This window comes from Serratia sp. BNK-33-b, from assembly GCF_048684565.1.
GTDB classification, from domain to species: Bacteria; Pseudomonadota; Gammaproteobacteria; order Enterobacterales; family Enterobacteriaceae; genus Serratia; species Serratia marcescens.
Genome location: NZ_JBLQTZ010000001.1, coordinates 4,125,370 through 4,152,114 on the forward strand (window position 1 = coordinate 4,125,370; position 26,745 = coordinate 4,152,114).

A 26,745-nucleotide genomic window follows, 5' to 3' on the forward strand; every position below is an offset into this window, starting at 1 on the left:
TTACCTCTTCACAAACGCCTGAGCCTTGGTCAGGCGCGTTTCATAATCAATTCGCAGCAACAGCACGATCGCCGTCGACATAATCAGCAAGCTCGAGCCGCCGTAACTGATCAGCGGCAGCGTCAGACCTTTGGTTGGCAACATGCCCGCGGCGGCGCCGACGTTAACCAGCGCCTGGAAGCTGAACCACACGCCGATCGCGCAGGCCAGGAAGCCGGAGAAGCGTTGGTCGATCTCCAGCGCGCGGCGCCCGATGGACATCGCGCGAAAAGCGACGAAGAATACCATTAACAGGGCTAAAACCACACCGATATAGCCCAGTTCTTCACCCAAAATGGAGAAGATGAAGTCGGTATGCGCTTCCGGCAAATACTCCAGTTTCTGCACCGAGTTGCCGAGCCCCTGCCCCCAGAACTCACCGCGGCCGAATGCCATCAGCGACTGGGTCAACTGGTAGCCGCTGCCGAACGGGTCGGCCCACGGGTTCCAGAACGAGGTCACGCGGCGCATACGGTACGGTTCCGCGATAATCAGCAGCACCACGGCGAACACGCCGGAGCCGATGATCGCCAGGAACTGCCACATTTTCGCGCCGGCCAGGAACAGCATCGCCAGCGTGGTGATGAACAGCACCACCACGGTACCGAGGTCCGGCTGCGCCAGCAGCAGCACCGCCAGCACCACCATCACGCCCATCGGCTTACAGAAGCCCCAGAAGTTGCTGCGCACCTCTTCCACCTTGCGCACCAGATAGCTCGCCAGGTAGCAGAACAGCGACAGCTTGGACAGCTCTGCGGGCTGAATACGCAGCGGGCCGAGCGCGATCCAACGCGAGGCCCCGTTTACCGAGCTCCCCACCACCAGGACGATCAGCAGCATCACGATCGACATCAGCAGCATTACGTTGCTGTAGCGCTGCCAAACTTCCATCGGGATGCGCAGCGTCACCAGCGACAGACCGAACGCCAGGCCGAGGTACAACGCATCACGTTTGGCGAACAGGAACGGATCGTCCGCCAGGCGTTGGCCGATCGGCATCGACGCCGAGGTCACCATCACGAAGCCGATGATCGCCAACCCGAAGGTCAGCCACAGCAGGGTGCGATCGTACAGCACCATGTTGACCGCGTCGTTGTCGCGCGCGCCGGTCACCCAGTCTTTCAGCCGTTCTGTCAGCCCGAAGTTCGGCAAGCGTAGTTTCATCCGCCAAGCTCCTGCGCCAGGCGGGCGAACTCATCGCCGCGCACTTCAAAATTACGGAACTGATCGAGACTGGCGCAGGCCGGCGACAACAACACCATATCGCCGGGCTGTACGCGGCCGGCGATGGTGCGCATCGCCTGCTCCATGGTCTCGGTCAGCGTCGCCACTTCCGGCCGCAGCTGCGCCAGCTGGGCCCCGTCGCGGCCAAAGCAATACAGACGCACGTTGTCGCCCTGCAGATAGCGCGCCAGCGGCGAGAAATCGGCGGACTTGCCGTCGCCGCCCAGCAGCAGATGCAGCGTGCCGTCCACCTGCAGGCCGTTCAGCGCCGCTTCGGTGCTGCCGACGTTGGTGGCTTTGGAATCGTTGATCCAACGCACGCCGTTGTTCTCCCAGGCCAGCTGGAAGCGGTGCGCCAGGCCGGTGAAGGTGGTCAGCGCCTTCAGGCTGGACGCGCGCGGGATATTGACCGCATCCGCCAACGCCAGCGCCGCCAGGGCGTTGGTGTAGTTGTGGCGGCCGGTCAGTTTCATCTCGCGCGTATTCAGCACCTTGTCACCGCGCACCCGCAGCCAGGTTTCCCCCTGCTGACGGTTCAGGTGATAGTCGCCCACGTCCGCACCGAAGCTGACGCAGCGCTCGTCGGCGCCGCGCACCGGCATGGTCAGCGCATCGTCTGCGTTCACCACGCACACGGCGGCGTTTTCATACACGCGCAGCTTGGCGCCGCGATACTGCTGCAGGCCGAACGGATAGCGATCCATATGGTCTTCGGTCACGTTCAGGATGGTCGCCGCCGCCGCCCGCAGGCTATGCGTCGTTTCCAGTTGGAAGCTGGACAGCTCCAGCACGTACAGCCGGCATTCCTGGCGCAGCAGGCTCAGCGCCGGCAGGCCGATATTGCCGCCCACGCCCACCGCCCAACCGGCGGCTTTCGCCATCTCGCCCACCAGGGTGGTGACGGTGCTTTTGCCGTTGGAGCCGGTGATCGCCACGATCGGCGCCTGCGCCTCGCGGCAGAACAGCTCGACATCGCCGACGATTTCCACGCCGGCGTCAGCCGCGGCGCTCAATGCCGGGGTCGCCAGCGCGACGCCCGGGCTGGCGACGATCAGATCCGCCGCCAGCAGCCAGTCCTGATTCAAATCACCCAGATGGCGCTCCACGCTTTCAGGCAGTTTGTCCAACCCTGGCGGCGCGATACGGGTATCCATCACGCGCGGCGTAACGCCGCGCGCCATGAAGAAATCGACACAGGACAGGCCGGTGAGGCCCAACCCGATGATGACGACTTTTCTACCCTGATAGTCTGCCATGATTAACGCACCTTCAGCGTTGCCAGGCCAATCAGCACCAGCATCAGCGAAATGATCCAGAAGCGCACGATCACGCGCGGTTCCGGCCAGCCTTTCAATTCATAGTGGTGGTGAATCGGCGCCATGCGGAAAATGCGTTGTCCGCGCAGCTTGAACGACCCCACCTGCAGGATCACCGACAGCGTCTCTACCACGAATACGCCGCCCATGATCACCAACAAGAACTCCTGACGCAGCAGCACCGCGATGGTGCCCAGCGCGCCGCCCAGCGCCAGCGAACCGACGTCGCCCATAAATACCTGCGCCGGGTAGGTGTTGAACCACAGGAACCCGAGGCCGGCGCCGACGATGGCGGTGCAGACGATCACCAACTCACCGGCATGACGCAGATACGGAATATGCAGGTAGTTGGCGAAGTTCATGTTACCGGTCGCCCAGGCCACCAGCGCGAAACCGGCCGCCACGAATACCGTCGGCATAATCGCCAGGCCGTCCAGGCCATCGGTCAGGTTGACCGCGTTGCTGGTGCCGACGATGACGAAATAGGCCAGCAGGATGTACAGCAAGCCCAGCTGCGGCATCACGTCCTTAAAGAACGGCACAACCAGCTCGGTGGCTGGCGTGTCTTTTCCTACGGCGTACATGGCGAATGCGACAATCAGCGCAATCACCGACTGCCAGAAATACTTCCAGCGGGCGATCAGCCCTTTGGTGTCCTTACGCACCACCTTGCGGTAGTCGTCGACGAAACCGACGATGCCGTAACCCACCAGCACAAACAGCACGCACCAGACATACGGGTTGGACGGGTAGGCCCACATCAGCACCGAAATGGTGATGGAGGTCAGGATCATGATACCGCCCATGGTCGGCGTGCCGCGCTTGCTGAAGTGCGACTCGGGGCCGTCGTTACGCACTACCTGCCCGAAGGACATTTCTTGCAGACGCTTGATCACCCGCGGGCCCATCCACAGCGACAGGAACAGCGCGGTCAGCAGGCTGACAATGGCTCGGAACGTCAGATAAGAAAAGACGTTGAAGCCTGAGTAATACTTGACCAAATGCTCGGCCAGCCAAACTAACATGGTGCTTTCTCCTGTAACGCGCGTACTACCTGCTCCATTGCGGCACTACGTGAACCTTTGATTAACACGGTGATGACCGCATGTTCCGACAGTAATTCCGCCACGCGCGCGATCACTGCTGTCTTGTCCTGATAATGTTCGCCATTGCCGGAGGCTTCGCTCAGCACGCGGCTCAACCCGCCGACGCTGATCACTTTGTCGACCCCGGCCAGACGGGCGGCTTCACCCACCTGACGGTGGCACTCTTCCGCTTCTGCGCCCAGCTCGGCCATATCGCCGACCACCATCACGCGATAGCCCGGCATTTCCGCCAGCACCTGCGCCGCCGCGGTCATCGACCCGACGTTGGCGTTATAGCTGTCATCCAGCAGCAGCTTGTCTTCGGCCAGCGCCACCGGGAACAAACGCCCCGGCACCGCCTGCAATTGCTTCAACCCCTGACGCACCGCTTCAAGGGTGGCGCCCACCGACATCGCCAGCGCCGTGGCCGCCAGCGCGTTGGCCACGTTGTGGCGCCCCGGCAGCGGCAGCGCGATCTCGGCGGTGCCGAACGGGCTGTGTAACGTAAACTGCGTGCCTGCGCCGTTCACCCGCACGTCGTCCGCGAAGAAGTCCACGCCTTCGGCGGCCTGCGGCGAGAAGCGCCAGACGGTTTTGCCGCCCAGCATGCTCTGCCAGTGCGGCCAGTCGTTGTTATCGGCGTTGATGATCGCCACGCCGTCGGCCGGCAGGCCGGTAAAGATTTCACCTTTCGCCTGGGCGACGCCGGCCAGCGAGCCGAAGCCTTCCAGGTGCGCTGCCGCCAGGTTGTTCACCAAAGCGGTCTGCGGACGCGTCAATGCGGTGGTGTAAGCAATTTCGCCAATGTGATTAGCGCCCAGCTCTATCACGGCAAAGTCATGCTGCGGCTCCAGACGCAACAGCGTCAGCGGCACGCCGATGTCGTTATTGAAGTTGCCGGCGGTATACAGCACTTCGCCGCATTCACGCAGAATGGCAGCGGTCATTTCTTTCACCGATGTCTTGCCCGAGGAGCCGGTCAGCGCCACCACGCGCGCAGGCACCTGTTGACGCACCCAGGCGCCAAGCTGCCCCAGCGCCAGACGGGTGTCTTTCACCACCAGCTGCGGCGCGTCCACCAATAAGCGCTTACTGACCAGCAACGCCCCGGCGCCTGCGGCTACGGCATCCGCCGCGAAGTCGTGAGCGTCGAAACGCTCGCCTTTCAGCGCTACAAACAGGCAACCGGCGGTCACCTTGCGGGTGTCTGTCGTCACCTCGACAATTTGGCAATCGGCGCCGATCAGTTCAGCGCTCAATACCTCAGCCAGTGTCTGAAGAGAGACAGGGATCATGCCAGCACCCCCAGCAGCCGTGCGACCGTCGTGCGGTCGGAATAATCCAGACGGCGGTTGCCCACCAGCTGATAATCTTCGTGGCCTTTGCCCGCCACCAACACCACATCCTGCTCCTGCGCCTGCATGATGGCGCTGGTCACCGCTTCGGCGCGGCCGTGGATCACCAGCGCCTGCCCGGCGTCCAGCAATCCGGTCAGGATGTCGTTGATAATCGCGCGCGGCTCTTCGGTCCGCGGGTTGTCATCGGTGATCACCACGCGATCGGCGAACTGCTCGGCGATGCCGCCCATCAGCGGACGTTTGCCCTTGTCGCGATCGCCGCCGCAGCCGAACACGCACCACAGCTGCCCCTGGCAGTGCAGGCGCGCAGCTTCCAGCGCTTTCTCCAGCGCATCCGGCGTGTGGGCGTAATCCACCACCACCGTCGGTTTGCCCGGCGCGTTAAACACTTCCATGCGGCCGCAGACCGGCTGCAGACGGCTGCCGGTTTCCACCAGCGCCTCCAGCGGGTAGCCCAACGACAGCAGCGTCGCCAAGGCCAACAGCAGGTTGCTGACGTTGAAAGCGCCCATCAGGCGGCTTTCGATCTCGCCGTCGCCCCAGCTGGAGCTGAAACGAACCGTGGCGCCGTTGTCGTGATAGTCGACCGCCGTGGTTTTCAGCCAGCGGCCGTGGCAGCCCGGCTGCAGGTTGTCCTGCATCGTCACCGCTACCGCATCCGGCAGCTTGCTCAGCCAGCGCTGGCCGACTTCATCGTCGGCATTGATGATCGCCTGCCCCACGTTGTGGGCGGCGAACAGCGACCATTTGGCCGCTTCGTAATTGGCCATGTCACCGTGATAATCCAGGTGATCGCGGCTCAGGTTGGTGAAAACCGCCGCAGCGAACGGCAGCGCCGCCACCCGGTGTTGCACCAGACCGTGGGATGAGACTTCCATCGCGGCGAAGGTCGCGCCCTGTTCCGCCAACTCGTTTAATACGTGTTGAACATCCACCGCAGAACCGGTGGTATTCTCCGTCGGACACACCTGGCCCAGCAGGCCGTTGCCGACGGTGCCCATTACCGCGCTGGTTTCGCCCAGCAGTTGGCTCCACTGCGCCAGCAGTTGCGTGGTGGTGGTTTTGCCGTTGGTGCCGGTCACCCCAACCAGGCGCAGACGCTCGCCCGGCTGATGGTAAAAACGCCCGGCCAGCGCGGAAAGGCGCTGGTTCAGTTGGCTCAGGTAGATCACCGGCACGCCGTGCATCTCAACGATGGCGCCGTCTTCGGCCTGACCGTCAGCCTCGGCGATCACAGCGGCGACGCCCTGCGCGATGGCCTGCGGAATATAGCGGCGTCCATCCGTTTGATGGCCGACCACGGCGACAAACAGATCCCCGGCAGCCGCCACGCGGCTGTCTAATGTCATTTCCCGCAGCGCGCGCCCGGGTGCCGTCGGCACCCACGGGGCGAGTAAGTCGCGCAAATTACGATCTGCCACCTGAACCCTCTTTCTTGTTAATCACTAATTCGCTTTTGTCACCGGTGGGCAACGCGTCAGGCTCGACGTTCATGGTGCGCAATACGCCGCCCATGATAGCGCCGAACACCGGCGCGGAGATTGCGCCACCATAGTATTTCCCACCCTGCGGGTCGTTGATGACGACCACCAGGGCAAAACGGGGGTTACTTGCCGGCGCGACGCCGGCGGTATAAGCGATGTATCGGTTGACGTATTTGCCGTCCGGGCCCACTTTTTTCGCGGTACCGGTTTTGATGGCGATACGGTATCCCTTGATGGCGGCTTTCACGCCGCCACCGCCCGGCAAGGCCACGCTTTCCATCATGTGCACCACGGTGCGCACCAGAGGTTCAGGGAAAACGCGTTCGCCGGCGACCGGAGGGTCAACCTTGGTGATCGACAATGGGCGATACACGCCCAGGCTGCCGATCGTTGCATAGACTCGCGCCAACTGTAACGGAGTTACCATCAGCCCGTAGCCGAAAGAGAAGGTGGCCCTCTCTATGTCAGACCACCGTTGTTTTTTTGGGTATATGCCACTGCTTTCTCCGACCAGCCCCAAATTGGTCGCTTTTCCCAGCCCAAAACGAGAGTAAGTATCTACTAACGCTGAGGACGGCATCGCTAACGCCAGCTTTGAAACACCGACGTTACTCGACTTCTGCAAGATCCCGGTCAATGACAGCTCCGAGTACCGCGCCACGTCTTTGATCTCGTGGCCCTGAATGCGGTACGGGATGGTGTTCAGCACGCTGTTTTCTCTCACCACGCCGTTTTGCAGCGCGGTCATCACCACCATCGGCTTCACGGTTGAACCGGGTTCAAAAATATCGGTGATGGCGCGGTTACGCATGGTTTCTTTCGGCGTACCGGCCATGTTGTTCGGGTTGTAAGACGGGCTGTTGGCCATCGCCAGCACTTCGCCGGTGTTCACGTCGATCAGCACCGCAGTGCCCGATTCGGCCTTGTTGAACGCCACCGCGTTGTTCAGCTCGCGATACACCAGCGCCTGCAGGCGCTCATCGACGCTCAGTACCAGGTTGTGCGCCGCCTGACTGTCGACGGAGGAGATATCTTCGATCACCCGGCCGAAGCGGTCCTTACGCACCGTTCTCTCGCCCGGTTGCCCGGTCAGCCAGCGGTCGAAGCTCTTCTCGACGCCTTCGATACCTTGCCCGTCGATGTTGGTCACGCCGATGATGTGCGACGTCACCTGCCCCGCCGGGTAGTAACGGCGCGACTCCTGCCGCAGGTAGATCCCCGGCAGCTTGAGTTTGTGAATGTAATCGCCGATCGCCGGGTTAACCTGGCGCGCCAGATAAACGAAACGCCCTTTCGGGTTGGCGTTGATGCGGTTGGAAAGCTGGTCCAGCGGGATGTTCAGCGCATCGGAAAGCGCTTTCCAGCGGCTGTCCAGCGTGATGCCGCCGCGCTCGTTCAGCTCTTTCGGATCGGCCCACACCGCATTCACCGGCACACTGACCGCCAATGGACGGCCGGCGCGATCGCTGATCATGCCGCGCGCGGTCGGCACTTCCTGCACGCGCAGCGAACGCATGTCGCCTTCTTTCACCAGACGATCGGGGTTGATGACCTGCAGGTACGCGACGCGCAACATCAGGCCAACCATCGCCAGCAAAATGCAGCCGCACAGCAACGCAAAACGCCAGCTGACAAAGCTGGCCTGATCTTCCTGGCGTCTCAACTTACCGGGGCGCGCTGCTTTCATGCGTTTCCTTTCTACTCCGTGTCATTATTCCGGTTAAACCATTCATTGTTTAACGATGATATTTTCCTGCGATGGATCAACGTGTTGCATCTGCAGTTTTTCTGTCGCGATACGTTCAACCCGGCTGTGATCGCCGAGGGCGTTCTCTTCTAAAATCAGGTTGCGCCACTCGATATCCAGCGCATCGCGCTCCAGAACCAGCTGTTCGCGCTCAGCGGTCAGCAGGCGGGTGCGGTGCGCGGTAGTCACCACGAAAATCGCGGAAACCAGTGACGCAATCAGTAAAATCAGGGGGATCTTGGCATTGCGCAGCAGATCGCCGCCAATCACCCCGACCAAACCGTGACGTTCGTTGCCGATCACGCGGGCATCCTCTCAGCAATACGCAGCACCGAGCTGCGCGCACGCGGGTTGTCCGCCACTTCCGCTTCCGACGGCATCATTTTGCCCAGCGCTTTCAGCGTCCGGCCGCCCATGCCGCGCAGCTGCTCTTCGGTCAACGGAATGCCCGCCGGCACCTGAGCGCCGCGGCTGTGGTGACGCATAAAGCGTTTGACGATGCGGTCTTCCAGCGAGTGGAAGCTGATGATCGACAAACGGCCCTGCGGGGCCAGCACTTCCAGCGCGCCGTCGAGCGCACGCTCGATCTCTTCCAGCTCGCTGTTGATATAGATGCGGATCGCCTGGAAGCTGCGCGTCGCCGGATGCTTGTGCTTTTCACGGAACGGGCTGGCATCGGCGATCAGATCCGCCAGCTCTTTGGTGCGCGTCATCGGCTCCACGCGGTTTCTTTCCACGATGGCGCGCGCGATGCGCTTGGCGAAACGCTCTTCGCCAAAGGTTTTCAGCACCCAGGCGATATCGTCCGCTTCGGCCTTCATCAGCCATTCGGCGGCGGACAGGCCGGTGGACGGATCCATGCGCATGTCCAGCGGACCGTCACGCATAAAGGAGAATCCGCGCTCCGCGTCGTCAAGCTGCGGCGAGGAAACGCCCAGATCGAGCAGAACGCCGTCGATCTTGCCCACCAGGTCGCGCTCCCGCACATAGTGCGACAACTCGGAAAATGGGCCGTGTACGATGGTAAAACGAGGATCTTCAATAGATTTGGCGGCTGCAATCGCCTGAGGGTCACGGTCAATCGCCAGCAAGCGCCCTTCCGGCCCCAGCTGGGACAGAATCAGACGAGAATGGCCACCGCGACCAAAAGTACCGTCGATATATATGCCGTTGCTGCGGATGTTGAGGCCGTTGACGGCTTCGTCCAGCAGGACGGTGGTGTGTTTATAGTTTTCCAACATGCTTATAGCGACAAGTCCTGTAGCCGCTCAGACAACGGTTCCTGAGTCGACTGTTCAGCGTCAATATCATCCTTGACTTGTTGATACCAGGTCTGTTCATCCCACAGTTCAAACTTGTTGAACTGACCGACCAGCATCACTTCTTTCGTGAGCCCGGCGTGTTGCCGCAGCGTACTGGCTAACAGCAAACGACCGGCACTATCCATCTGACACTCACTGGCATGCCCCAGCAGCAGGCGCTGAACGCGGCGCTCGGCGGGATTCATGCTCGACAGACGTGATAATTTTTGTTCAATAATTTCCCATTCGGGCAAAGGATAAAGCAGCAGGCAGGGCTGATGGAGGTCAATGGTACAGACCATTTGGCCTTGCGATTCCTCGTTGAGCAATTCCCGATATCGGGTAGGTACGGCGAGCCGCCCTTTGCTGTCGAGGTTGACCATCGTCGCTCCACGGAACATTCCTGAGCTACCCCTTAGTGACCGTTTTCACCACTTTACCCCACAAATTCCCACACAATGGAGTTTACGGAGGGTATGAAAACCTTGTCAAGCCAGAGCGCCAGCGCTTTGGCAATATTTCTCTGGTCATTTTGGGAGCTGACTCGCGAAAGAAACTCTGATTATTCGACGATTAAAAATTAACACCATGATAAACGGAGAGAATTTTCTAAGCGGAAAGAATCTGATTAAAAACCTGACGAACTGGCGATTAATTAACTCATTACTTCCTTCTGCAAGCCATGTCTCATTTTTCAGCTCGGCAATCTCAGGGCTGTAACCGCTGGCGAGCCGCGCCCGCCAAGGCTCGGCGCCAGGCGAACCGATCGCGGAATAAGGCCATAACCCCTTGAGTTAATAACGCTCAATCGTTATTCACCGTAAAGCCGGGCGCTATTTTACTTCAATTTGCACCGCCGTGATGAGGGCGCGATAAAAATAAATGGCTCGGATATTACGAGCAGAAGTAATTTCGATTCAAATCAATTTGGTAAGATTATTCCCAAAATACCTGTTTACAATTATGGTTTCATTTTCTTACACCTTTATTTCCACAATTTTTGCCGGAAAAATCCCCTTCAAAAACGAAAAATTGCAACATTATGTTTTTAATCGATTTATTTAAAAACGCCGATTTTAATCTCTCCACCCCATCCTATGCCCCAGCTCTGCGGGACAAAAAGCGAACAAATGTTAAAAATAAAAATATAAACCTAGTTAAAAAAGACAATTCAGATTAGTACACTATAAAAAAGGCAAAAAACCAGCCTTAACATCCAATAATTAATAACTTAACAGAATTTTAACAAAAGAGGATGACGCATGCTTTCGCCCGCGACTCACTGGCGTAGCGCCGCTGCCGATACGTTCGCACTGGTGGTGTACTGCTTTATCGCCGGCATGGCGATAGAAGTGTTGATCTCAGGCATGAGCTTCCAGCAATCCCTCTCTTCGCGCCTGCTGTCGATCCCGGTCAACATCCTGATCGCCTGGCCTTACGGCCGCTATCGCGATCTGTTTATCCGCACGGCGCGCCGCTGCCCGCGCGGCCAGTTCCTGCTGCGCAACCTCGCCGATCTGCTGGCCTACGTCAGCTTCCAGTCGCCGGTTTATGCCGCCATTCTATGGAGCGTAGGCGCCGACGGCCAACAAATGCTGGCGGCGGTAACCAGCAATGCGCTGGTCTCCATGGCGATGGGCGTGGTGTATGGCTATTTCCTGGAATACTGCCGGCGGCTGTTCCGGGTGGCGGACTACGTCTAAACCAGGAGCCCGCCAACGCGGGGGCTCCTGCCAGGCAAACTACTTGCGGCTCAGGCTGCCGCGGCGGAACAGATTGCGGCGAATACGCGTCAATCCAGGCTTGGGTTTACGCGGTTCGTCCAGACTGGCCAACACCAGCTCCAGCACGCGTTCGGCCACGTCACGATGGCGCTGCGCCACCGCGAGCACCGGGCACTCCAGGAAATCCAACAGTTCATGGTCGCCGAAGGTGGCAATCGCCAGATCGGTCGGCAAACGGCCGCGTTGCTTCAGCGTCACGTCCATCACGCCCTGCAACAGCGAGAACGAGGTGGTGAACAGCGCCTGCGGCATCGGGTGCGTCTTCAGCCATTCGGCAAACAGCGCGCCGGCGGCTTCACGCTCATAGCTGTTGGCATACAGGTAATCGACGTGGCGGGGATCCTCTTGCCAGGCCCGGCGGAAGCCCTGCTCACGCAGGAAGCTGACCGAAAGCTCCGGCAAGGCGCCCAGATACAGCACCGATTCAGCCGGGAAGGTGCGCAGCTCCTGCGCCAGCGCAAAGGCATCTTCCTCGTCGGCCCCGACGACGCTGATGAAATGTTCGCGATCCAACGCGCGGTCCAGCGCGATGATCGGCAGCGGATCGTTGGCCCAGCGTTGATAGAAGGGGTGCTCCGGCGGCAAGGCGGTGGAAACGATGATGGCGTCCACCTGACGCTGCAGCAAATGCTCGATACAGCGCATCTCGTTGTCCGGCTGATCTTCGGAACAGGCGATCAGCAATTGATAACCACGCTGGCGCGCCTGACGCTCCAGGTAGTTGGCGATACGGGTATAGCTGGTATTTTCCAGATCCGGGATCACCAGACCGATAGAACGGGTGCGCCCGGCACGCAGCCCTGCCGCGACGGCATTCGGGTGATAGTTGTGCTCCCTAACCACGGCCATCACTTTCTCGACGGTTTTATCGCTGACACGATACTGCTTCGCCTTGCCGTTGATGACATAACTGGCCGTCGTGCGCGAAACGCCCGCGAGACGCGCGATTTCATCCAGTTTCACATTAACCCCTTAATGACGCTGAAAATAGAAGTGAAGGCTGTGCTCGGATTAACCATGGCATCCCGTACGGTTATTCAATCCAGCCTCTGCGATCTAACAGCAGAAAACACTACCTAGCAACCGCTTTTGCCGAAAGGTGCCAGCAATCGGGCAAAAAATACCGAAAAACAAAGGGCGCAGCCACGCCGCGCCCCGAATTATTCGCCGCCAGACCACGCTCAGCGCATAATTTTGTCGCCGCGCGACACGCCGACCACGCCGGAACGCGCCACTTCCACGATCTCCGCCACTTCACGCACCGCGCTCAGGAAGGCGTCCAGTTTATCGCTGGTGCCGGCCAGCTGCACCGTATACAGCGTCGCCGTCACATCAACGATCTGGCCGCGGAAAATGTCGGCGCAGCGCTTCACTTCTTCACGGCCGTAGCCGCTGGCCTGCAGCTTCACCAGCATGATCTCGCGCTCGACGTGGGCGCCCTGCACCAGCTCGCTAACGCGCAGCACGTCCACCAGCTTGTGCAACTGCTTCTCAATCTGCTCCAGCACTTTCTCGTCGCCGACGGTCTGGATAGTCATGCGCGACAGCGTCGGATCGTCGGTCGGCGCCACCGTCAGGCTCTCGATGTTGTAACCGCGCTGGGAGAACAACCCCACCACGCGCGAGAGGGCGCCGGATTCGTTTTCCAGCAAGACAGATAAAATACGGCGCATGATCAGGTCCTCTCCGTTTTGCTAAGCCACATTTCGTCCATGCTTCCGCCGCGGATCTGCATCGGGTAAACATGTTCGGTTTCATCGACGGTCACGTCGACGAACACCAGCCGCTCTTTTTCCGCCAGCGCCTGCGCCAGCTTGCTTTCCAGCTCATCCGGCGTGCGGATGGCGATGCCGACATGGCCGTAAGCCTCGGCCAGCTTGACAAAGTCCGGCAGCGAATCCATGTAAGACTGCGAGTGGCGGCCGGAATAAATCATGTCCTGCCACTGCTTGACCATGCCCAGATAACGGTTGTTGAGGTTCACCACCACCACCGGCAGGTTATATTGCAGCGCGGTGGACAGCTCCTGAATGTTCATCTGGATGCTGCCGTCGCCGGTGACGCACACCACGGTTTCCTCCGGCAGCGCCAGCTTGACGCCCAATGCCGCCGGCAGGCCAAAGCCCATGGTGCCGAGGCCGCCGGAGTTGATCCAACGGCGCGGTTTGTCGAACGGGTAATAGAGCGCGGCGAACATCTGGTGCTGCCCCACGTCGGAGGTCACATAGGCGTCGCCTTTGGTCAGGCGATGCAGGGTTTCGATCACCGCCTGCGGCTTGATGGTGCCGCTGTTTTTGTCGTACCCCAAACAGTCGCGGGCGCGCCACTGTTCAATAGACTGCCACCAATCGCGCAACGCATCGTGATCCTGCGCCTTGTCATCCTGCGCCAACAGCTCCAGCATCTGCACCAACACCTGTTTGGCATCGCCGACGATCGGAATATCGGCATCCACCGTTTTGGAGATCGAGGTCGGATCGATATCGATATGCAGCACGGTGGCATCCGGGCAGTATTTGGCCAGATTGTTGGTCGTGCGATCGTCGAAACGTACGCCGACGGCGAAGATCACGTCGGCATGGTGCATGGTTTTGTTGGCTTCATAAGTGCCGTGCATGCCGAGCATGCCGACACTCTGGCGATGGGTGCCGGGGAAAGCGCCCAGTCCCATCAGGCTGCTGGTCACCGGCAGGTTCAGCTGCTCCGCCAACGCCAGCAGTTCGGCTTCGCAACCGGCGTTGATCGCGCCGCCGCCGACATACATCACCGGCTTCTTGGCCGCCAGGATGGTTTGCAACGCGCGTTTGATTTGCCCGCGATGGCCCTGCACCGTCGGGTTATAAGAACGCATGCTCACGTCCTGCGGGTAGGAATAAGGCATCCGCACCGCCGGGCCGACGATGTCTTTCGGCAGATCGATCACCACCGGGCCGGGGCGGCCGCTGGAAGCCAGGTAAAAGGCCTTCTTCAACACCGCCGGGATGTCTTCGGTACGTTTCACCAGGAAGCTGTGCTTCACCACCGGCCGAGAAATCCCCACCATATCGCACTCCTGGAAGGCGTCGTAGCCGATCAGCGAGCTGGGCACCTGCCCCGACAGCACCACCATCGGTATCGAGTCCATATAGGCGGTGGCGATGCCGGTAATGGCGTTGGTGGCGCCGGGGCCGGAGGTCACCAGCACCACGCCCACTTCGCCGGTGGCGCGCGCGTAACCGTCGGCCATGTGCACAGCCCCTTGCTCGTGGCGCACCAGAATATGATCGATCCCTCCGACCGTATGCAGGGCGTCGTAGATATCGAGCACCGCCCCGCCGGGGTAGCCGAATACATGTTTAACGCCCTGATCGATCAACGATCGGACGACCATCTCGGCTCCTGACAACATCTCCATGGGTTTGCCTCCAGGCTTGCTTATTCTTCTCTGGCGCCGGAACGTAGCGCCTGCTGCGGGGCAATGCCCCTAAATTTTTATGGGTTGTCGCTATCGAATTAACATAACGTCAGAATATGGGGCAGGCAAACGGCAAAATGGCTTAACGGCGGCGGGGTTATTGCCAAGCGGCTGGAGATCGCAGCTTTATAAAAACAATGCGCTAGCCTCAGGGTTGTTGGGCTAGGCATTGTTTCGAACAGGAGGAAAATTACAGAACTAAATCAGGTGAAGGATATGCCGCTTTTTTCGCCGGGCACGTGGCCCGGCGGCGGCGTCAGGCCTGTTCCCGGTACATCGAGTCGATTTCGCGCTGATAGCGCTGCAGGATCACTTTGCGGCGCAGCTTCAGGGTTGGCGTCAGCTCCCCCAACTCCATGGAAAAAGCCGCCGGCAGCAGAGTGAACTTCTTCACCTGTTCGAAGCGCGCCAGCTCCTTTTGCATCTCGCGCAGGCGCTTTTCGAACATCGCGAGGATCTCGCCGTTGCGCAGCAGCTCCAGGCGATCCTGATACTTCAGGTTGACTGACTTCGCGTACTCTTCCAGCGACTCAAAGCACGGCACGATCAGCGCGGAAACGAACTTGCGCGCATCGGCGATGATCGCCACCTGCTCGATAAAGCGGTCCTGCGCCAACGTGCCTTCCAGCATCTGCGGCGCGATGTATTTGCCGCCAGAGGTTTTCATCAAATCCTTAAGGCGCTCGGTGATGAACAGATTGCCCTCTTCATCGATCGCCCCGGCGTCGCCGGTTTTCAGCCAGCCGTCTGCGGTAAAGGTCGCGGCGGTTTCCAACGGTTTGTTGAAATAGCCGCGCATCACGATCGGCCCGCGCACCTGGATTTCATTTTCTTCACCGATGCGCACCTCGACCTCCGGCAGCGGTTTGCCGATAGAGCCGAAGCGGAAATGCCCTTCTTCCCAGCAGGACACGGTCGCACAGGTTTCGGTCATGCCATAGCCGTACTTGATGTTGACGCCCATCGCCTGGAAAAACAGGATCACATTGTCATCCAGCTTGGCGCCCGCCGCCGGCAGGAAGCGCACCCGGCCGCCGAGGATACCGCGCAGCTTGCTCAATACCAGCTTGTCGGCCCAGCGGTGAGAGAATTCGAACAGTTTGCCCAACGGTTTGCCGGCCCGCTCTTGCAGGAACTTGCGCTCCCCGCAGACGATCGCCCAGTGGAACAGCGCGCGGCGCAGCCAAGGGGCACGCGCCACTTTTTCATGCACCGCGCTGAAAATCTTCTCGTAGAAACGCGGCACCGCGCACATTAACGTCGGCCGCACCTGCCCCATCGCTTCCCGAACCCAGTCGGTGTTCGGCAGGAAAACGTTCTGCGCGCCGGAATGCATGACAAAGAAGCTCCAGGCACGCTCGAACACGTGCGACAGCGGCAGGAAACTGAGCGACACATCCTCTTCGCCGACCGTCAGTCTCTCATCATGCAGGTAGAGCTGTGCCGCCAGGTTGCGATAATCCAGCATCACCCCTTTCGGCTCGCCGGTGGTGCCCGAGGTATAGATCAGGGTGAAGAGATCCTGCAGGTCGCACTCTTCAATGCGCTGCCGACGTTGAGCGATAAAAGCCGCCGGATCGACGGCATGCTCGAAGGCGCTCAGGTGTTGGGCTATCTCGCAATCGCGCAGATCGGCATCCTCGTCGAACACGATAATATGACGCAGTTGCGGACAGACGCCGCGCAGCGCGATGGCGGCGTCCAACTGCGCCTGTTCGCCGACGAACAGGATGCGAATGTCAGCGTCATTGATGACGAAGGCCGCCTGCGCCGGCGTATTGGTGGAATAGAGCGGTACGCTGACGCCACGCAGGTGCAGGATCGCGAGATCGGTCAACGACCAGGCCATCGTGTTATTGGCGAAGATACCGATACATTCTTGCACTTCGGCGCCCAGCGCCAGCAGCCCGGCGGCAATGCGATCAATGCGGGCAGCCGCCGCTCCCCAGGTCAGTTGAAACTCGCCGTTGGGCGACCATTGGCGAAATGCTGTGCGATCGGCTCGGTGGGTGATTTGATGCTGTATACGATGGATCAAATGGTATTGCAGCAGATTAGTGATCATAGTGCTCTAAGCCTGAAATGAATCATACCGTTAAGCCTGAACGACGCCTTGCGGCCCTCATCTCAGCTTACACGTGTTTACTTTTTTCCGCGCAGTCTACCTACTCTCAGGCAGGGGGAAAAGCGATTTCAGCGTAGAAGTGTGAGCTAAAACTCAAGCTGGCTTTCGCGCTTTCATGGGTTGGACAGAATGGGAAGGAAAAGGTTTGATGGCGGCCATAAAACGCGGCCCGTTCGGGCCGCCACATCGAGTTAGTTTAAAATCCCAACTGGAAAGTAAAAATCAGAATATTAATTTATATTAATTGTTTTCGCTAAATGAACAAATTTACCCTAATAATAAGTTATTCTATCGCCGCAAAACCAAGAAATATCTTAATAAAAACACAGATAGTTCTTAGTTTTTATCATGAGAAAAAAACGCTCAGTTGAATATTATCTTTATATGGCTCCCATCTTTATCGCTTTACTTTGGGTTACCCGCCTCAATCAGGACAGATTTCATCCACTGGTGGCCTTTATCCCGCTCTGAAGATTCATGCCAGGATAGGTAGCAGGTGGCTTTATTATCGTTGCCACATAAAGGAACCGCCTTTATTTTCAACGCCTCCGTCAGCTGTCGCACCAACCAGGCGGGCGCAATCGCCACCATTTCCGTTTGCGACACCATATTCAACACGCTGTAAAGATCCGTGCACTGCTGCGTCACGGCACGCAGCATCGGCTCGTCTGAATAAAAAGGTTTACTGAACGATCCAAAACTTTCCAGGGAAACCGCAGCATGCTGCTCGGCCAGCATGTGCTCCGGCGTCACCTCCTCGCCTATTCTCGGGTGCGCCTGCGCAACCGCCAGCACTAATTCGTCGTCGAACATCGCCAGGCTGCGAAACTCCGCCGACTCGAAACGGCTGTAGCCGATGACAAACTCGACGTCCTGATAACGCAATTGATGTTCAATATTATTGTTAATGTATGACTTTATTTGCAGGTTAAGCTGCGGCGCTATCTGTTTGACGTGATTAATTATCCCGGCGCCCAGACGCAAATCGAGCGGGCTGCACAGCGACAGGGAGAACGCTCGCGTGCTGGTCAGCGGCTCAAACTCAGATCCCGGCAACTCATTCTGCACCAGCTGCAGCGCTTGCCGCACCGGCCCGAACAGCTGCCTGGCCCGCATGGTGGGCTGGATCCCGCGCCCGCAGCGCACGAACAGTTCGTCGTTGAACATCACCTTCAGGCGCGCTACCGCATTGCTCACCGCCGGCTGCGACATCCCTAACGAATTAGCGGCTCGCGTAATATTTTGCATTTGCATCACGGCGTCAAACACCGTCAGTAAATTAAGATCGACGCTGCGCAAATGAATGTCCGCCGGCTCTTTGACCATGGCGATTTCTGAATCATATTCAGCCATATTTCACTCCACTAAATCCTGTGTAGATAATCTAATCCTTATGCTCGACAAACAATGAAACGCCGCATTGTCTTATCTTTGCACGACAAATTCTGCCATTACTGTCATCAACCGATAAAAAACCTCGTGTTATCGACACGATATAAGTCGTATATGGAATACATGTCAGCAGCATCCCCCGTCAGCGAGAAGAATGCCACCTGGGTAGTACTAATAATTAGGTATCAACAATGATTAATACAATTGAACAACGTCGCCGCACTGTATGAGACAAACTATAAAAACACATCATAAGCAATCAAACCATCTAAAAACACCGCTCACTTTGTGTAAAAACGCATTATTTTGTTATATTATGACTAAAACAATCAATTATTCATATGAGTTCAATTTAAACCATTTGTATTGAAAATGTTATTTCATTGCTCCCCGTGATTAATCCCTCTTGTTTTTTTCATCACAAATCTTAACGCAACGAAATCCAGAAGCAATTAGCGCAGTATATATTCGATTCGTTTATGCTAAGCAGCACGCAAACTGATCCCATTTTTTTCTCTAAGGCGTCGTTTTTTTGCCGAATGATCCTCTGTTTAGCTAATGGGCTGATGCATTGTCCCCGCATTCAATCAGGTGTTGACATCGCCAGGCCAATCACGTATCAAATTAGGCAGACACCCAATTTAAGAGAAGCTGAACCCTTATGATCCGTACTCACCGTCTACTAGGCCTACTACTTAACGCATCTTGTTTGCGCGGTATGCCTATGGACGAAGTTCGGAGCTGACTCAGCCGATCACCCATAAGAAACCCGCGCTACTGCGCGGGTTTTTTTTTGCCCGCTTAGCGTGAAATCAACACGATAAGGAATGCACCGATGAGCCAACAAGTCATTATTTTCGATACCACGCTGCGTGATGGCGAGCAGGCGCTGCAGGCCAGCCTGAGCGTAAAAGAGAAGATTCAGATTGCGCTGGCGCTGGAAAGAATGGGCGTTGACGTGATGGAAGTCGGCTTCCCGGTCTCTTCGCCGGGCGACTTCGAGTCGGTGCAAACCATCGCGCGCCAGATCAAGAACAGCCGCGTCTGCGGCCTGGCCCGCTGCGTGGACAAAGACATTGACGTGGCCGCCGAAGCGCTGCGCGTCGCCGAAGCGTTCCGCATCCACGTATTCCTGGCCACCTCGACCCTGCACATCGAATCGAAGCTGAAGCGCTCGTTCGACGAAGTGCTGGAGATGGCGGTGCGCTCGGTAAAACGCGCCCGCAACTACACCGACGACGTGGAGTTCTCCTGTGAAGACGCCGGCCGCACGCCGATCGACAATCTGTGTCGCGTGGTTGAAGCCGCCATCAACGCCGGCGCCACCACCATCAATATCCCGGACACCGTCGGCTACACCACGCCAAACCAGTTCGGCGGCATCATCACTACCCTGTATGACCGCGTGCCGAACATCGACAAAGCCATCATCTCCGTGCACTGCCACGACGATTTGGGCATGGCGGTCGGCAACTCCATCGCCGCGGTGCAGGCCGGCGCCCGCCAGGTGGAAGGCACCCTGAACGGCATTGGTGAACGCGCCGGCAACTGTTCGCTGGAAGAAGTAATCATGGCGATTAAAGTGCGCCAGGACATCATGAACGTGCACACCAACATCAATCACCAGGAAATCTTCCGCACCAGCCAGATCGTCAGCCAGCTGTGCAACATGCCGATCCCGGCCAACAAGGCGATCGTCGGCTCCAATGCCTTCGCCCACTCCTCCGGCATTCACCAGGACGGCGTGCTGAAGAACCGCGAAAACTACGAAATCATGACCCCGCAGTCGATCGGCCTGAAAGACGTGCAGTTGAACCTGACCTCCCGCTCCGGCCGCGCGGCGGTGAAACACCGCATGGAAGAGATGGGCTACCAGGAACAGGATTACAACCTGGATAGCCTGTACGCCGCCTTCCTGAAGCTGGCCGACAAAAAGGGCCAGGTATTCGACTACGATCTGGAGGCGCTGGCCTTCATCAACAAACAGCAGGAAGAGCCGGAGCACTTCAGCCTGGGTTACTTCAGCGTGCAGTCCGGCAGCAGCATCATGGCCACCGCCTCGGTGAAACTGATCTGCGGCGGCGAAGAGAAAGCCGAAGCCGCCACCGGCAACGGCCCGGTCGATGCGGTCTATCAGGCGATAAATCGCATCACCGACTACCCGATCGAGCTGGTGAAGTACCAGTTGACCGCCAAGGGCCATGGCCGCGACGCGCTGGGCCAGGTGGATATCGTGGTCTCTTACAACGGCCGCCGCTTCCACGGCGTGGGTCTGGCGACCGACATCGTCGAATCCTCCGCCAAGGCGATGGTGCACGTGTTGAACAATATTTGGCGCTCACAGCAGGTAGAAAAAGAAAAGCAGCGCCTGCAGCAAAACAAACATCAAAATAATCAGGAAACGGTGTGAACATGACGAAGACTTATCACATTGCCGTCTTGCCCGGAGACGGCATCGGCCCGGAAGTAATGGCTCAGGCGCGCAAAGTGTTGGACGCGGTGCGTCAACGCTTTGACATTCGCATCACCACCGCCGAGTACGACGTCGGCGGCATCGCCATCGATCGCCACGGCAGCCCGCTGCCGGCGGCGACCGTCGCCGGCTGCGAGCAGGCCGACGCCATCCTGTTCGGCTCGGTGGGCGGCCCGAAATGGGAACACCTGCCGCCGGCCGAGCAGCCGGAACGCGGCGCGCTGTTGCCGCTGCGCAAGCACTTCAAACTGTTCAGCAACCTGCGCCCGGCGCGCCTGTATCAAGGGTTGGAGGCATTCTGCCCGCTGCGCGCCGACATCGCCGCCCGCGGCTTCGACATTCTGTGCGTGCGCGAATTGACCGGCGGCATCTATTTTGGCCAGCCGAAGGGCCGCGAAGGCCAGGGCATGCAGGAACGCGCCTTCGATACCGAGGTGTATCACCGTTTCGAGATTGAACGCATCGCGCGCATCGCCTTCGAATCCGCCCGCAAGCGCCGCCACAAAGTGACGTCGATCGACAAGGCCAACGTGCTGCAAAGCTCCATCCTGTGGCGTGAAGTGGTCAATCAGGTCGCCAAGGATTACCCGGACGTGTCGCTGTCGCACATGTATATCGACAACGCCACCATGCAGTTGATCAAGGATCCGTCCCAGTTCGACGTGCTGCTGTGCTCCAATCTGTTCGGCGACATTCTGTCCGACGAGTGCGCGATGATCACCGGCTCGATGGGCATGCTGCCGTCCGCCAGCCTGAATGAGCAAGGCTTCGGCCTGTACGAACCGGCGGGCGGTTCCGCGCCGGATATTGCAGGCAAAGGCATCGCCAACCCGATTGCGCAGATCCTGTCCGCCACCCTGCTGCTGCGTTACAGCCTGGGCGCCGATGAAGCGGCCGACGCCGTGGAGCGCGCCATCAACCAGGCGCTGGAACAGGGCTACCGCACCGCCGATCTGGCCGGTGACGGCAAAGCCGTCAGCACCGATGAAATGGGCGACATCATCGCCCGCTTTGTAGCTCAGGGGGCATAACATGGCCAAGACCTTATACCAGAAGCTGTACGACGCCCACGTGGTGCACGAAGCGCCGAACGAAACGCCGTTGCTGTATATCGACCGTCACCTGGTGCACGAAGTCACCTCGCCGCAGGCATTCGACGGCCTGCGCGCCATGGGCCGCAAGGTGCGCCAGCCCGGCAAAACCTTCGCCACCATGGATCACAACGTGTCGACCCAAACCAAAGACATCAACGCCAGCGGCGAAATGGCGCGCATCCAGATGCAGGAGTTGATCAAGAACTGCGCGGAATTCGGCGTTTCGCTGTATGACCTGAATCACCCGTTCCAGGGCATCGTGCACGTGATCGGGCCTGAGCAAGGCATGACGCTGCCGGGCATGACCATCGTCTGCGGCGACTCGCACACCGCCACCCACGGCGCTTTCGGCTCGCTGGCGTTCGGCATCGGCACTTCCGAAGTGGAACACGTGCTGGCGACCCAGACCCTGAAACAGGGCCGCGCCAAGACCATGAAGATTGAAGTCACCGGCGACGCCGCCGAGGGCATCACCGCCAAAGACATCGTGCTGGCGGTGATCGGCAAAACCGGCAGCGCCGGCGGCACCGGCCACGTGGTGGAGTTCTGCGGCAAGGCGATCGAGGCATTGAGCATGGAAGGCCGCATGACCCTGTGCAACATGGCGATCGAAATGGGCGCCAAGGCCGGGCTGGTCGCACCGGATGACACCACCTTCGCCTACCTGAAGGGGCGTCAGTTTGCGCCAACCGGCGAAAACTGGGAGCAGGCGGTCGCCTATTGGCGCACGCTGAAGTCCGACGCCGACGCCCAGTTCGATACCGTGGTGACGCTGCGCGCCGAAGAGATCGCGCCACAGGTCACCTGGGGCACCAATCCCGGCCAAGTGATCGCCGTCAATCAGGCGATCCCGGCGCCGGAATCGTTCAGCGATCCGGTCGAGCGCGCCTCCGCCGAGAAAGCGCTGGCCTACATGGATTTGAAGCCGGGCATCAAATTGACCGACGTGCCGATCGACAAAGTGTTCATCGGCTCCTGCACCAACTCACGCATCGAAGATCTGCGCGCGGCGGCAGCTATCGCCAAAGGGCGCAAGGTCGCCAGCGGCGTGCAGGCCATCGTGGTGCCGGGCTCCGGCCCGGTGAAGGCCCAGGCGGAAGCCGAAGGGTTGGACAAAATCTTTATCGAAGCCGGTTTCGAATGGCGTTTGCCGGGTTGCTCAATGTGTCTGGCGATGAACAACGACCGTCTGAATCCAGGCGAGCGCTGCGCGTCCACCAGCAACCGTAACTTCGAAGGGCGTCAGGGCCGCGGCGGGCGCACCCACCTGGTCAGCCCGGCGATGGCCGCCGCGGCCGCCGTCGCCGGTCACTTCGCCGACATCCGTGATATTCACTAAGGGGCTAACGTGGCTAAATTTACTCAACATACCGGCTTAGTGGTGCCTTTGGATGCGGCCAACGTCGACACCGACGCCATTATTCCCAAACAGTTTTTACAGAAGGTCACCCGCACCGGTTTCGGCCAGCACCTGTTCAACGACTGGCGCTTCCTCGACGATGCCGGCCAGCAACCGAACCCGGCGTTCGTGCTGAACAAACCGCGCTATAAAGGCGCCAGCATCCTGTTGGCGCGGGAGAACTTCGGCTGCGGCTCCTCGCGCGAACACGCCCCTTGGGCGCTGACCGACTACGGGTTCAAAGTGGTGATCGCGCCGAGCTTCGCCGATATCTTCTACGGCAACTCATTTAACAACCAGCTGTTGCCGGTAACGCTGAGCGAGCAGCAGGTGGATGAGCTGTTCAAACTGGTAGACGCCAACGAAGGGACGGAGTTCGTGGTGGATCTGGAGAACCAGACGGTCAACGCCGGCGGCAAAAGCTATCCGTTCGAAATCGACAGCTTCCGCCGCCACTGCATGATCAACGGGCTGGACAGCATCGGCCTGACGCTGCAGCACGAAGCGGACATCTCCCGCTACGAAGCGCAGCAGCCGGCATTTCTGAATTAATCCCCTTCACCCGCCGCCCGGCGGGTGAATTTTTTCCTCACCAGTAGCCCAGCAGCTTCCACCACGCCCCGCCGATCAGCATCCAGATCAGCAGGTTAACCACACTCATCACCCATCCCGCTTTCCACCATTCTCCCAGCGTCACATAGCCGGAGCCAAAGATGATCGGCGCGGTGCCGGTGCCGTAATGCGTCAGCGACATCATCAGCGAAGAAGAGAACGCCAGGATCAGGCCCAGCAGCGCCGGTGGCGCGCCAAGCGCGATGCCGGCGGCGAAGAAGGCGGCGAACATCGCCGTCACGTGCGCGGTGGTGCTGGCGAAGAAATAGTGCGAATACAAGTAGATGAGAGTCAGCAAGATCGTACCGCCCACCCAGCTCATACCCATATGGTCAATGCCGTTGCCCACGGTCTGCGACAGCCAGCCGATCAGCCCCAGCTTGCCGAGGAAACTGGCCATCATCACCAGCGCCGAGAACCACACCACGGTGTCCCAGGCCCCTTTATGCTTCAGCACATCCTCCCAGCTCAGCACGCCAGTGGCCAGCAACACCGCCAGGCCGATCAGCGCCGCGGTGGTGGGATTGACCGCCAGCGCCGGGCCGAAAATCATCGCCGGAATGCCGGCCCACAGTATCAGCAACAGCGCGAACACCCCGAGGGTAATTTTTTCCGGCAGCGTCACCGGCCCCAACGCCTGCAGTTTTTCGCGCGCGAAGCGCGGCGCGTCCGGGGTGCTTTTCACCTCCGGCGGATACAGCAGGTAGATGACCAGCGGCATCACGAGCAGCGAACACAGCCCCGGCACCAGGGCGGCAATCGCCCACATCGACCAGGACAGCTCGAAGCTGCCATGGGTGCCTTTGGCGATCAGGCTGACGATCAACGGGTTAGGCGCGGTGGCGGTGATAAACATCGCCGAGGTGATCGGGTTGATGTTGTAGTTTACCAACGACAGGTAGCGGCCGATTTTGCCGGAGGTATTGAGCTCGGGTTTGGAACCGAAGCTGTCGGCGATCGACTTCATGATCGGGTGAATGATGCCGCCGCCGCGCGCGGTGTTGCTCGGCGTCACCGGCGCCAGCGTGGTTTCCGCCAGCGTCAGCGCGTAAGCGATGCCCAGCGTCTTCTTGCCGAACAGCGAAATAAAGTAATAGCCGATGCGCGCGCCCAGCCCGGTTTTGTTCAGGCTGAGGGAAATCATGATCGAAAAGCCGATCAGCCAGATCAGCTGGTTGGAGAAGCCGCTGAGCGCATCGTCCAGCGCGGCGCCCGGCTTGCCCGGATTGGTGACGCCGGTCACCGCCACCAGAGCGATGGCGATCACCGAAACCGCGCCGATCGGCATCGCCTTGCCGATGATGGCGATGATGGTGCCGATAAACAGCGCCAGCAGTTGCCAGGCGTTGGGCGCAACGCCCTCCGGCACGGGAATGAGGAACCAGATAATCAGCGTGGCGCCAAGGGCGCACAGGGAAGGAAGCGGTTTGAGCGGTGTGAGTTTATCCATAACGTTCCCACTGTTCTAAACGACAGGGCGGCATCTCAATAGCGAGATGGGCGTGGGCGCAGCGATCGCGCGCCATATGCCTTCAGCTTGAGCGTCCGGCTTAGCCTTCTCAATGACTTGCATCAAGAATGCCGTCGTTTAACCTCACACTTCACGCACTTTGGCGCTCATCCCGAGCGCCGCCAGCGCCAGCAGCGCCGCCATCCAATACACCGAACCATGACCGAAATTCTCCACCAGCGCGCCCTGCAGCACCCCGGCCAGGATCACCCCGGTAGAGATGCTGTTGGTGAACAGCGTGGTGGCGGCGCCCGGCCGGCCCGGCATCAAATCCTGAAAATAGAGCATGCCGATACCGGCGACGATGCCGATAAACACCGCGTTAAGCAGTTGCAGCGCGATCAGGGCCGGCTTGGTCGCCAACACCGTCAGCCCGAGATAAAACAGCACGCCCGCCGCCACCGCCAGCAGCATCATGTTGCGCTTGCCGAAGCGTTTGACGTAATAACCGGCCAGCAGCATTGCCGGGATTTCCAACCCGGCGGCAGTGCCCATCAGCACCCCGGCCAGCCCTTCCGGCAACCCGAGATCGGCGGTGATATACAGCGGCATATCGATGATATACAAGGTATTGCAGGTCCACATCAGCATCGAAGCGATGAACAGCAGCCGCACATCGCGATTGCGCCAGGCGCTGGCGGGCGCGATCGGCGCAGACATCCCGCCTTGCAGCCCCCCATTCTCCGCCGCACGCGGCACCGAAGGCAGCATAAATCCCACCAGCAGCACGCAAACCGCGAAGGTGGCGGCGGCGATCAGGAACATCACGGTGAACCCGTAGTTCAGCGCCAGCGCAAACGACAGCGGCGGGCCGATCACCCACGCCAGCGAAAGCTGGGCGCGCATCACCGAGCTGAACATCACCACTTCACGCGCCTCGCTGTCGGCGTATTCCCGCGCCAACGCGAAAATCTGCGGCATGGCGGTGTTGGCAACGGCGGACATCAGCACCCCGGCGGTGATCAGCGTCAGGTAGTCGCGGTTAAAGGCGAACAGCAGGCAGTTGCCGACCGCCATCAGGCAGCACAGCAGGATCAACCTGCGCCGATCGCCGCAGGTGTCGGAACGTTTGGCCAGCAAGAAGCTGACCACGATGCCGGCCACCGCGTTGGCGGTGTAAAACAGCCCGACCCACAGCGGCCGCACTTTGACTTCGGTGGTCAGAAACAGACTGAGCGTCGGCGTCAGCAACGCGCCGGCGATGCCGGAGAGAAAAGCGATCAGCAGGAAGGCGGCGAAGATGGGGTTAATGCGCAGTGACAACCGGCTCAGGCGTTGCATATTGTCTTCCCTGACCTCAAAGCAGACAGAAGAGAGAACCTTAGGCCACGGCGAGGAAAAAGCAAGC

The 26,745-nt window shown here is 59.4% G+C and carries 21 protein-coding genes; 5 read left to right on the forward strand and 16 right to left on the reverse strand.

All coding sequences use genetic code 11. The annotated features are described in order from the left end of the window. The 9 genes from ftsW to mraZ are packed head-to-tail and all read right to left on the reverse strand — an operon-like array spanning nt 1 to nt 9,955. The gene (gene ftsW, locus ACMGGK_RS19980) at nt 1-1,203 is read right to left on the reverse strand and encodes a cell division protein FtsW (protein ID WP_015376649.1); all 1,203 of its coding nucleotides are present in this window, start codon (nt 1,201-1,203) and stop codon (nt 1-3) included. After that, on the reverse strand, nt 1,200-2,519 hold the full coding sequence (gene murD, locus ACMGGK_RS19985; RefSeq protein WP_049300163.1) for a UDP-N-acetylmuramoyl-L-alanine--D-glutamate ligase: 1,320 nt from the start codon (nt 2,517-2,519) through the stop codon (nt 1,200-1,202). Before murD ends, ftsW begins: the two co-directional genes overlap by 4 nt. Before the next feature lie 2 nt (nt 2,520-2,521). Then, nucleotides 2,522-3,604, reverse strand: coding sequence for a phospho-N-acetylmuramoyl-pentapeptide-transferase (gene mraY / locus ACMGGK_RS19990; RefSeq protein WP_004932782.1), 1,083 nt, complete (start codon nt 3,602-3,604; stop codon nt 2,522-2,524). After that, nucleotides 3,598-4,959 carry a UDP-N-acetylmuramoyl-tripeptide--D-alanyl-D-alanine ligase gene (gene murF, locus ACMGGK_RS19995; protein ID WP_028127855.1) on the reverse strand — a complete coding sequence of 454 codons (1,362 nt, stop codon included), beginning with the start codon at nt 4,957-4,959 and terminating at the stop codon, nt 3,598-3,600. The genes mraY and murF overlap by 7 nt, the downstream gene beginning before the upstream one ends. Further along, the gene (gene murE, locus ACMGGK_RS20000) at nt 4,956-6,443 is read right to left on the reverse strand and encodes a UDP-N-acetylmuramoyl-L-alanyl-D-glutamate--2,6-diaminopimelate ligase (protein WP_060444862.1); all 1,488 of its coding nucleotides are present in this window, start codon (nt 6,441-6,443) and stop codon (nt 4,956-4,958) included. Before murE ends, murF begins: the two co-directional genes overlap by 4 nt. Further along, nucleotides 6,430-8,193, reverse strand: a complete 1,764-nt coding sequence (locus ACMGGK_RS20005) for a peptidoglycan glycosyltransferase FtsI (RefSeq protein WP_004932790.1) — start codon at nt 8,191-8,193, stop codon at nt 6,430-6,432. The genes murE and ACMGGK_RS20005 overlap by 14 nt, the downstream gene beginning before the upstream one ends. A gap of 42 nt (nt 8,194-8,235) precedes the next feature. Beyond that, the gene (gene ftsL / locus ACMGGK_RS20010) at nt 8,236-8,556 is read right to left on the reverse strand and encodes a cell division protein FtsL (protein ID WP_015376645.1); all 321 of its coding nucleotides are present in this window, start codon (nt 8,554-8,556) and stop codon (nt 8,236-8,238) included. Then, on the reverse strand, nt 8,553-9,494 hold the full coding sequence (gene rsmH, locus ACMGGK_RS20015; protein ID WP_016929092.1) for a 16S rRNA (cytosine(1402)-N(4))-methyltransferase RsmH: 942 nt from the start codon (nt 9,492-9,494) through the stop codon (nt 8,553-8,555). Before rsmH ends, ftsL begins: the two co-directional genes overlap by 4 nt. A gap of 2 nt (nt 9,495-9,496) precedes the next feature. Next, nucleotides 9,497-9,955 carry a division/cell wall cluster transcriptional repressor MraZ gene (mraZ, locus tag ACMGGK_RS20020; RefSeq protein ID WP_004932796.1) on the reverse strand — a complete coding sequence of 153 codons (459 nt, stop codon included), beginning with the start codon at nt 9,953-9,955 and terminating at the stop codon, nt 9,497-9,499. An 861-nt stretch (nt 9,956-10,816) separates the two neighbouring features. Here mraZ and ACMGGK_RS20025 point away from each other — a divergent pair. Beyond that, a complete protein-coding gene (locus ACMGGK_RS20025) occupies nt 10,817-11,257 on the forward strand; it encodes an L-alanine exporter AlaE (protein WP_004932798.1) in 441 nt (146 codons plus the stop codon). Nucleotides 11,258-11,296: 39 nt separating this feature from the next. Here ACMGGK_RS20025 and cra read toward each other — a convergent pair whose 3' ends face one another. The 5 genes from cra to leuO all read right to left on the reverse strand — a co-directional run bounded on the left by cra (nt 11,297) and on the right by leuO (nt 18,270). Beyond that, nucleotides 11,297-12,301: a catabolite repressor/activator gene (gene cra / locus ACMGGK_RS20030; RefSeq protein ID WP_016929094.1), complete on the reverse strand. Its 1,005-nt coding sequence runs from the start codon at nt 12,299-12,301 to the stop codon at nt 11,297-11,299. A gap of 218 nt (nt 12,302-12,519) precedes the next feature. After that, nucleotides 12,520-13,011: an acetolactate synthase small subunit gene (gene ilvN, locus ACMGGK_RS20035; RefSeq protein WP_004932806.1), complete on the reverse strand. Its 492-nt coding sequence runs from the start codon at nt 13,009-13,011 to the stop codon at nt 12,520-12,522. Between the two features lie 2 nt (nt 13,012-13,013). Further along, nucleotides 13,014-14,732: an acetolactate synthase 3 large subunit gene (gene ilvI, locus ACMGGK_RS20040; RefSeq protein WP_049300159.1), complete on the reverse strand. Its 1,719-nt coding sequence runs from the start codon at nt 14,730-14,732 to the stop codon at nt 13,014-13,016. Nucleotides 14,733-15,048: 316 nt separating this feature from the next. Continuing rightward, nucleotides 15,049-16,857, reverse strand: coding sequence for an AMP-dependent synthetase/ligase (locus ACMGGK_RS20045; RefSeq protein ID WP_420277152.1), 1,809 nt, complete (start codon nt 16,855-16,857; stop codon nt 15,049-15,051). A gap of 465 nt (nt 16,858-17,322) precedes the next feature. Then, nucleotides 17,323-18,270, reverse strand: coding sequence for a transcriptional regulator LeuO (gene leuO, locus ACMGGK_RS20050; RefSeq protein WP_016929097.1), 948 nt, complete (start codon nt 18,268-18,270; stop codon nt 17,323-17,325). Between the two features lie 874 nt (nt 18,271-19,144). On the opposite strand from leuO, the gene leuA reads away from it, so the two are divergent. From leuA to leuD, 4 genes are read left to right on the forward strand one after another with little or no spacing between them, the layout of a single operon-like run. Continuing rightward, nucleotides 19,145-20,719: a 2-isopropylmalate synthase gene (gene leuA / locus ACMGGK_RS20055; RefSeq protein ID WP_016929098.1), complete on the forward strand. Its 1,575-nt coding sequence runs from the start codon at nt 19,145-19,147 to the stop codon at nt 20,717-20,719. Between the two features lie 2 nt (nt 20,720-20,721). Then, on the forward strand, nt 20,722-21,813 hold the full coding sequence (gene leuB / locus ACMGGK_RS20060) for a 3-isopropylmalate dehydrogenase (protein WP_025159635.1): 1,092 nt from the start codon (nt 20,722-20,724) through the stop codon (nt 21,811-21,813). A 1-nt stretch (nt 21,814) separates the two neighbouring features. After that, nucleotides 21,815-23,215 (forward strand): 3-isopropylmalate dehydratase large subunit, encoded by a 1,401-nt coding sequence (leuC, locus tag ACMGGK_RS20065; protein ID WP_033637093.1) that lies wholly within the window; start codon nt 21,815-21,817, stop codon nt 23,213-23,215. 9 nt (nt 23,216-23,224) lie between these two features. Continuing rightward, complete coding sequence (gene leuD / locus ACMGGK_RS20070) at nt 23,225-23,827, forward strand: 3-isopropylmalate dehydratase small subunit (RefSeq protein WP_004932829.1); 603 nt, start codon at nt 23,225-23,227, stop codon at nt 23,825-23,827. 37 nt (nt 23,828-23,864) lie between these two features. On the opposite strand, the gene ACMGGK_RS20075 is transcribed toward leuD, so the two are convergent. Continuing rightward, nucleotides 23,865-25,337, reverse strand: coding sequence for a DASS family sodium-coupled anion symporter (locus ACMGGK_RS20075; RefSeq protein WP_049300153.1), 1,473 nt, complete (start codon nt 25,335-25,337; stop codon nt 23,865-23,867). A gap of 144 nt (nt 25,338-25,481) precedes the next feature. Then, nucleotides 25,482-26,678 (reverse strand): MFS transporter, encoded by a 1,197-nt coding sequence (locus ACMGGK_RS20080; protein WP_420277153.1) that lies wholly within the window; start codon nt 26,676-26,678, stop codon nt 25,482-25,484. Between the last annotated feature and the right edge of the window lie 67 nt (nt 26,679-26,745).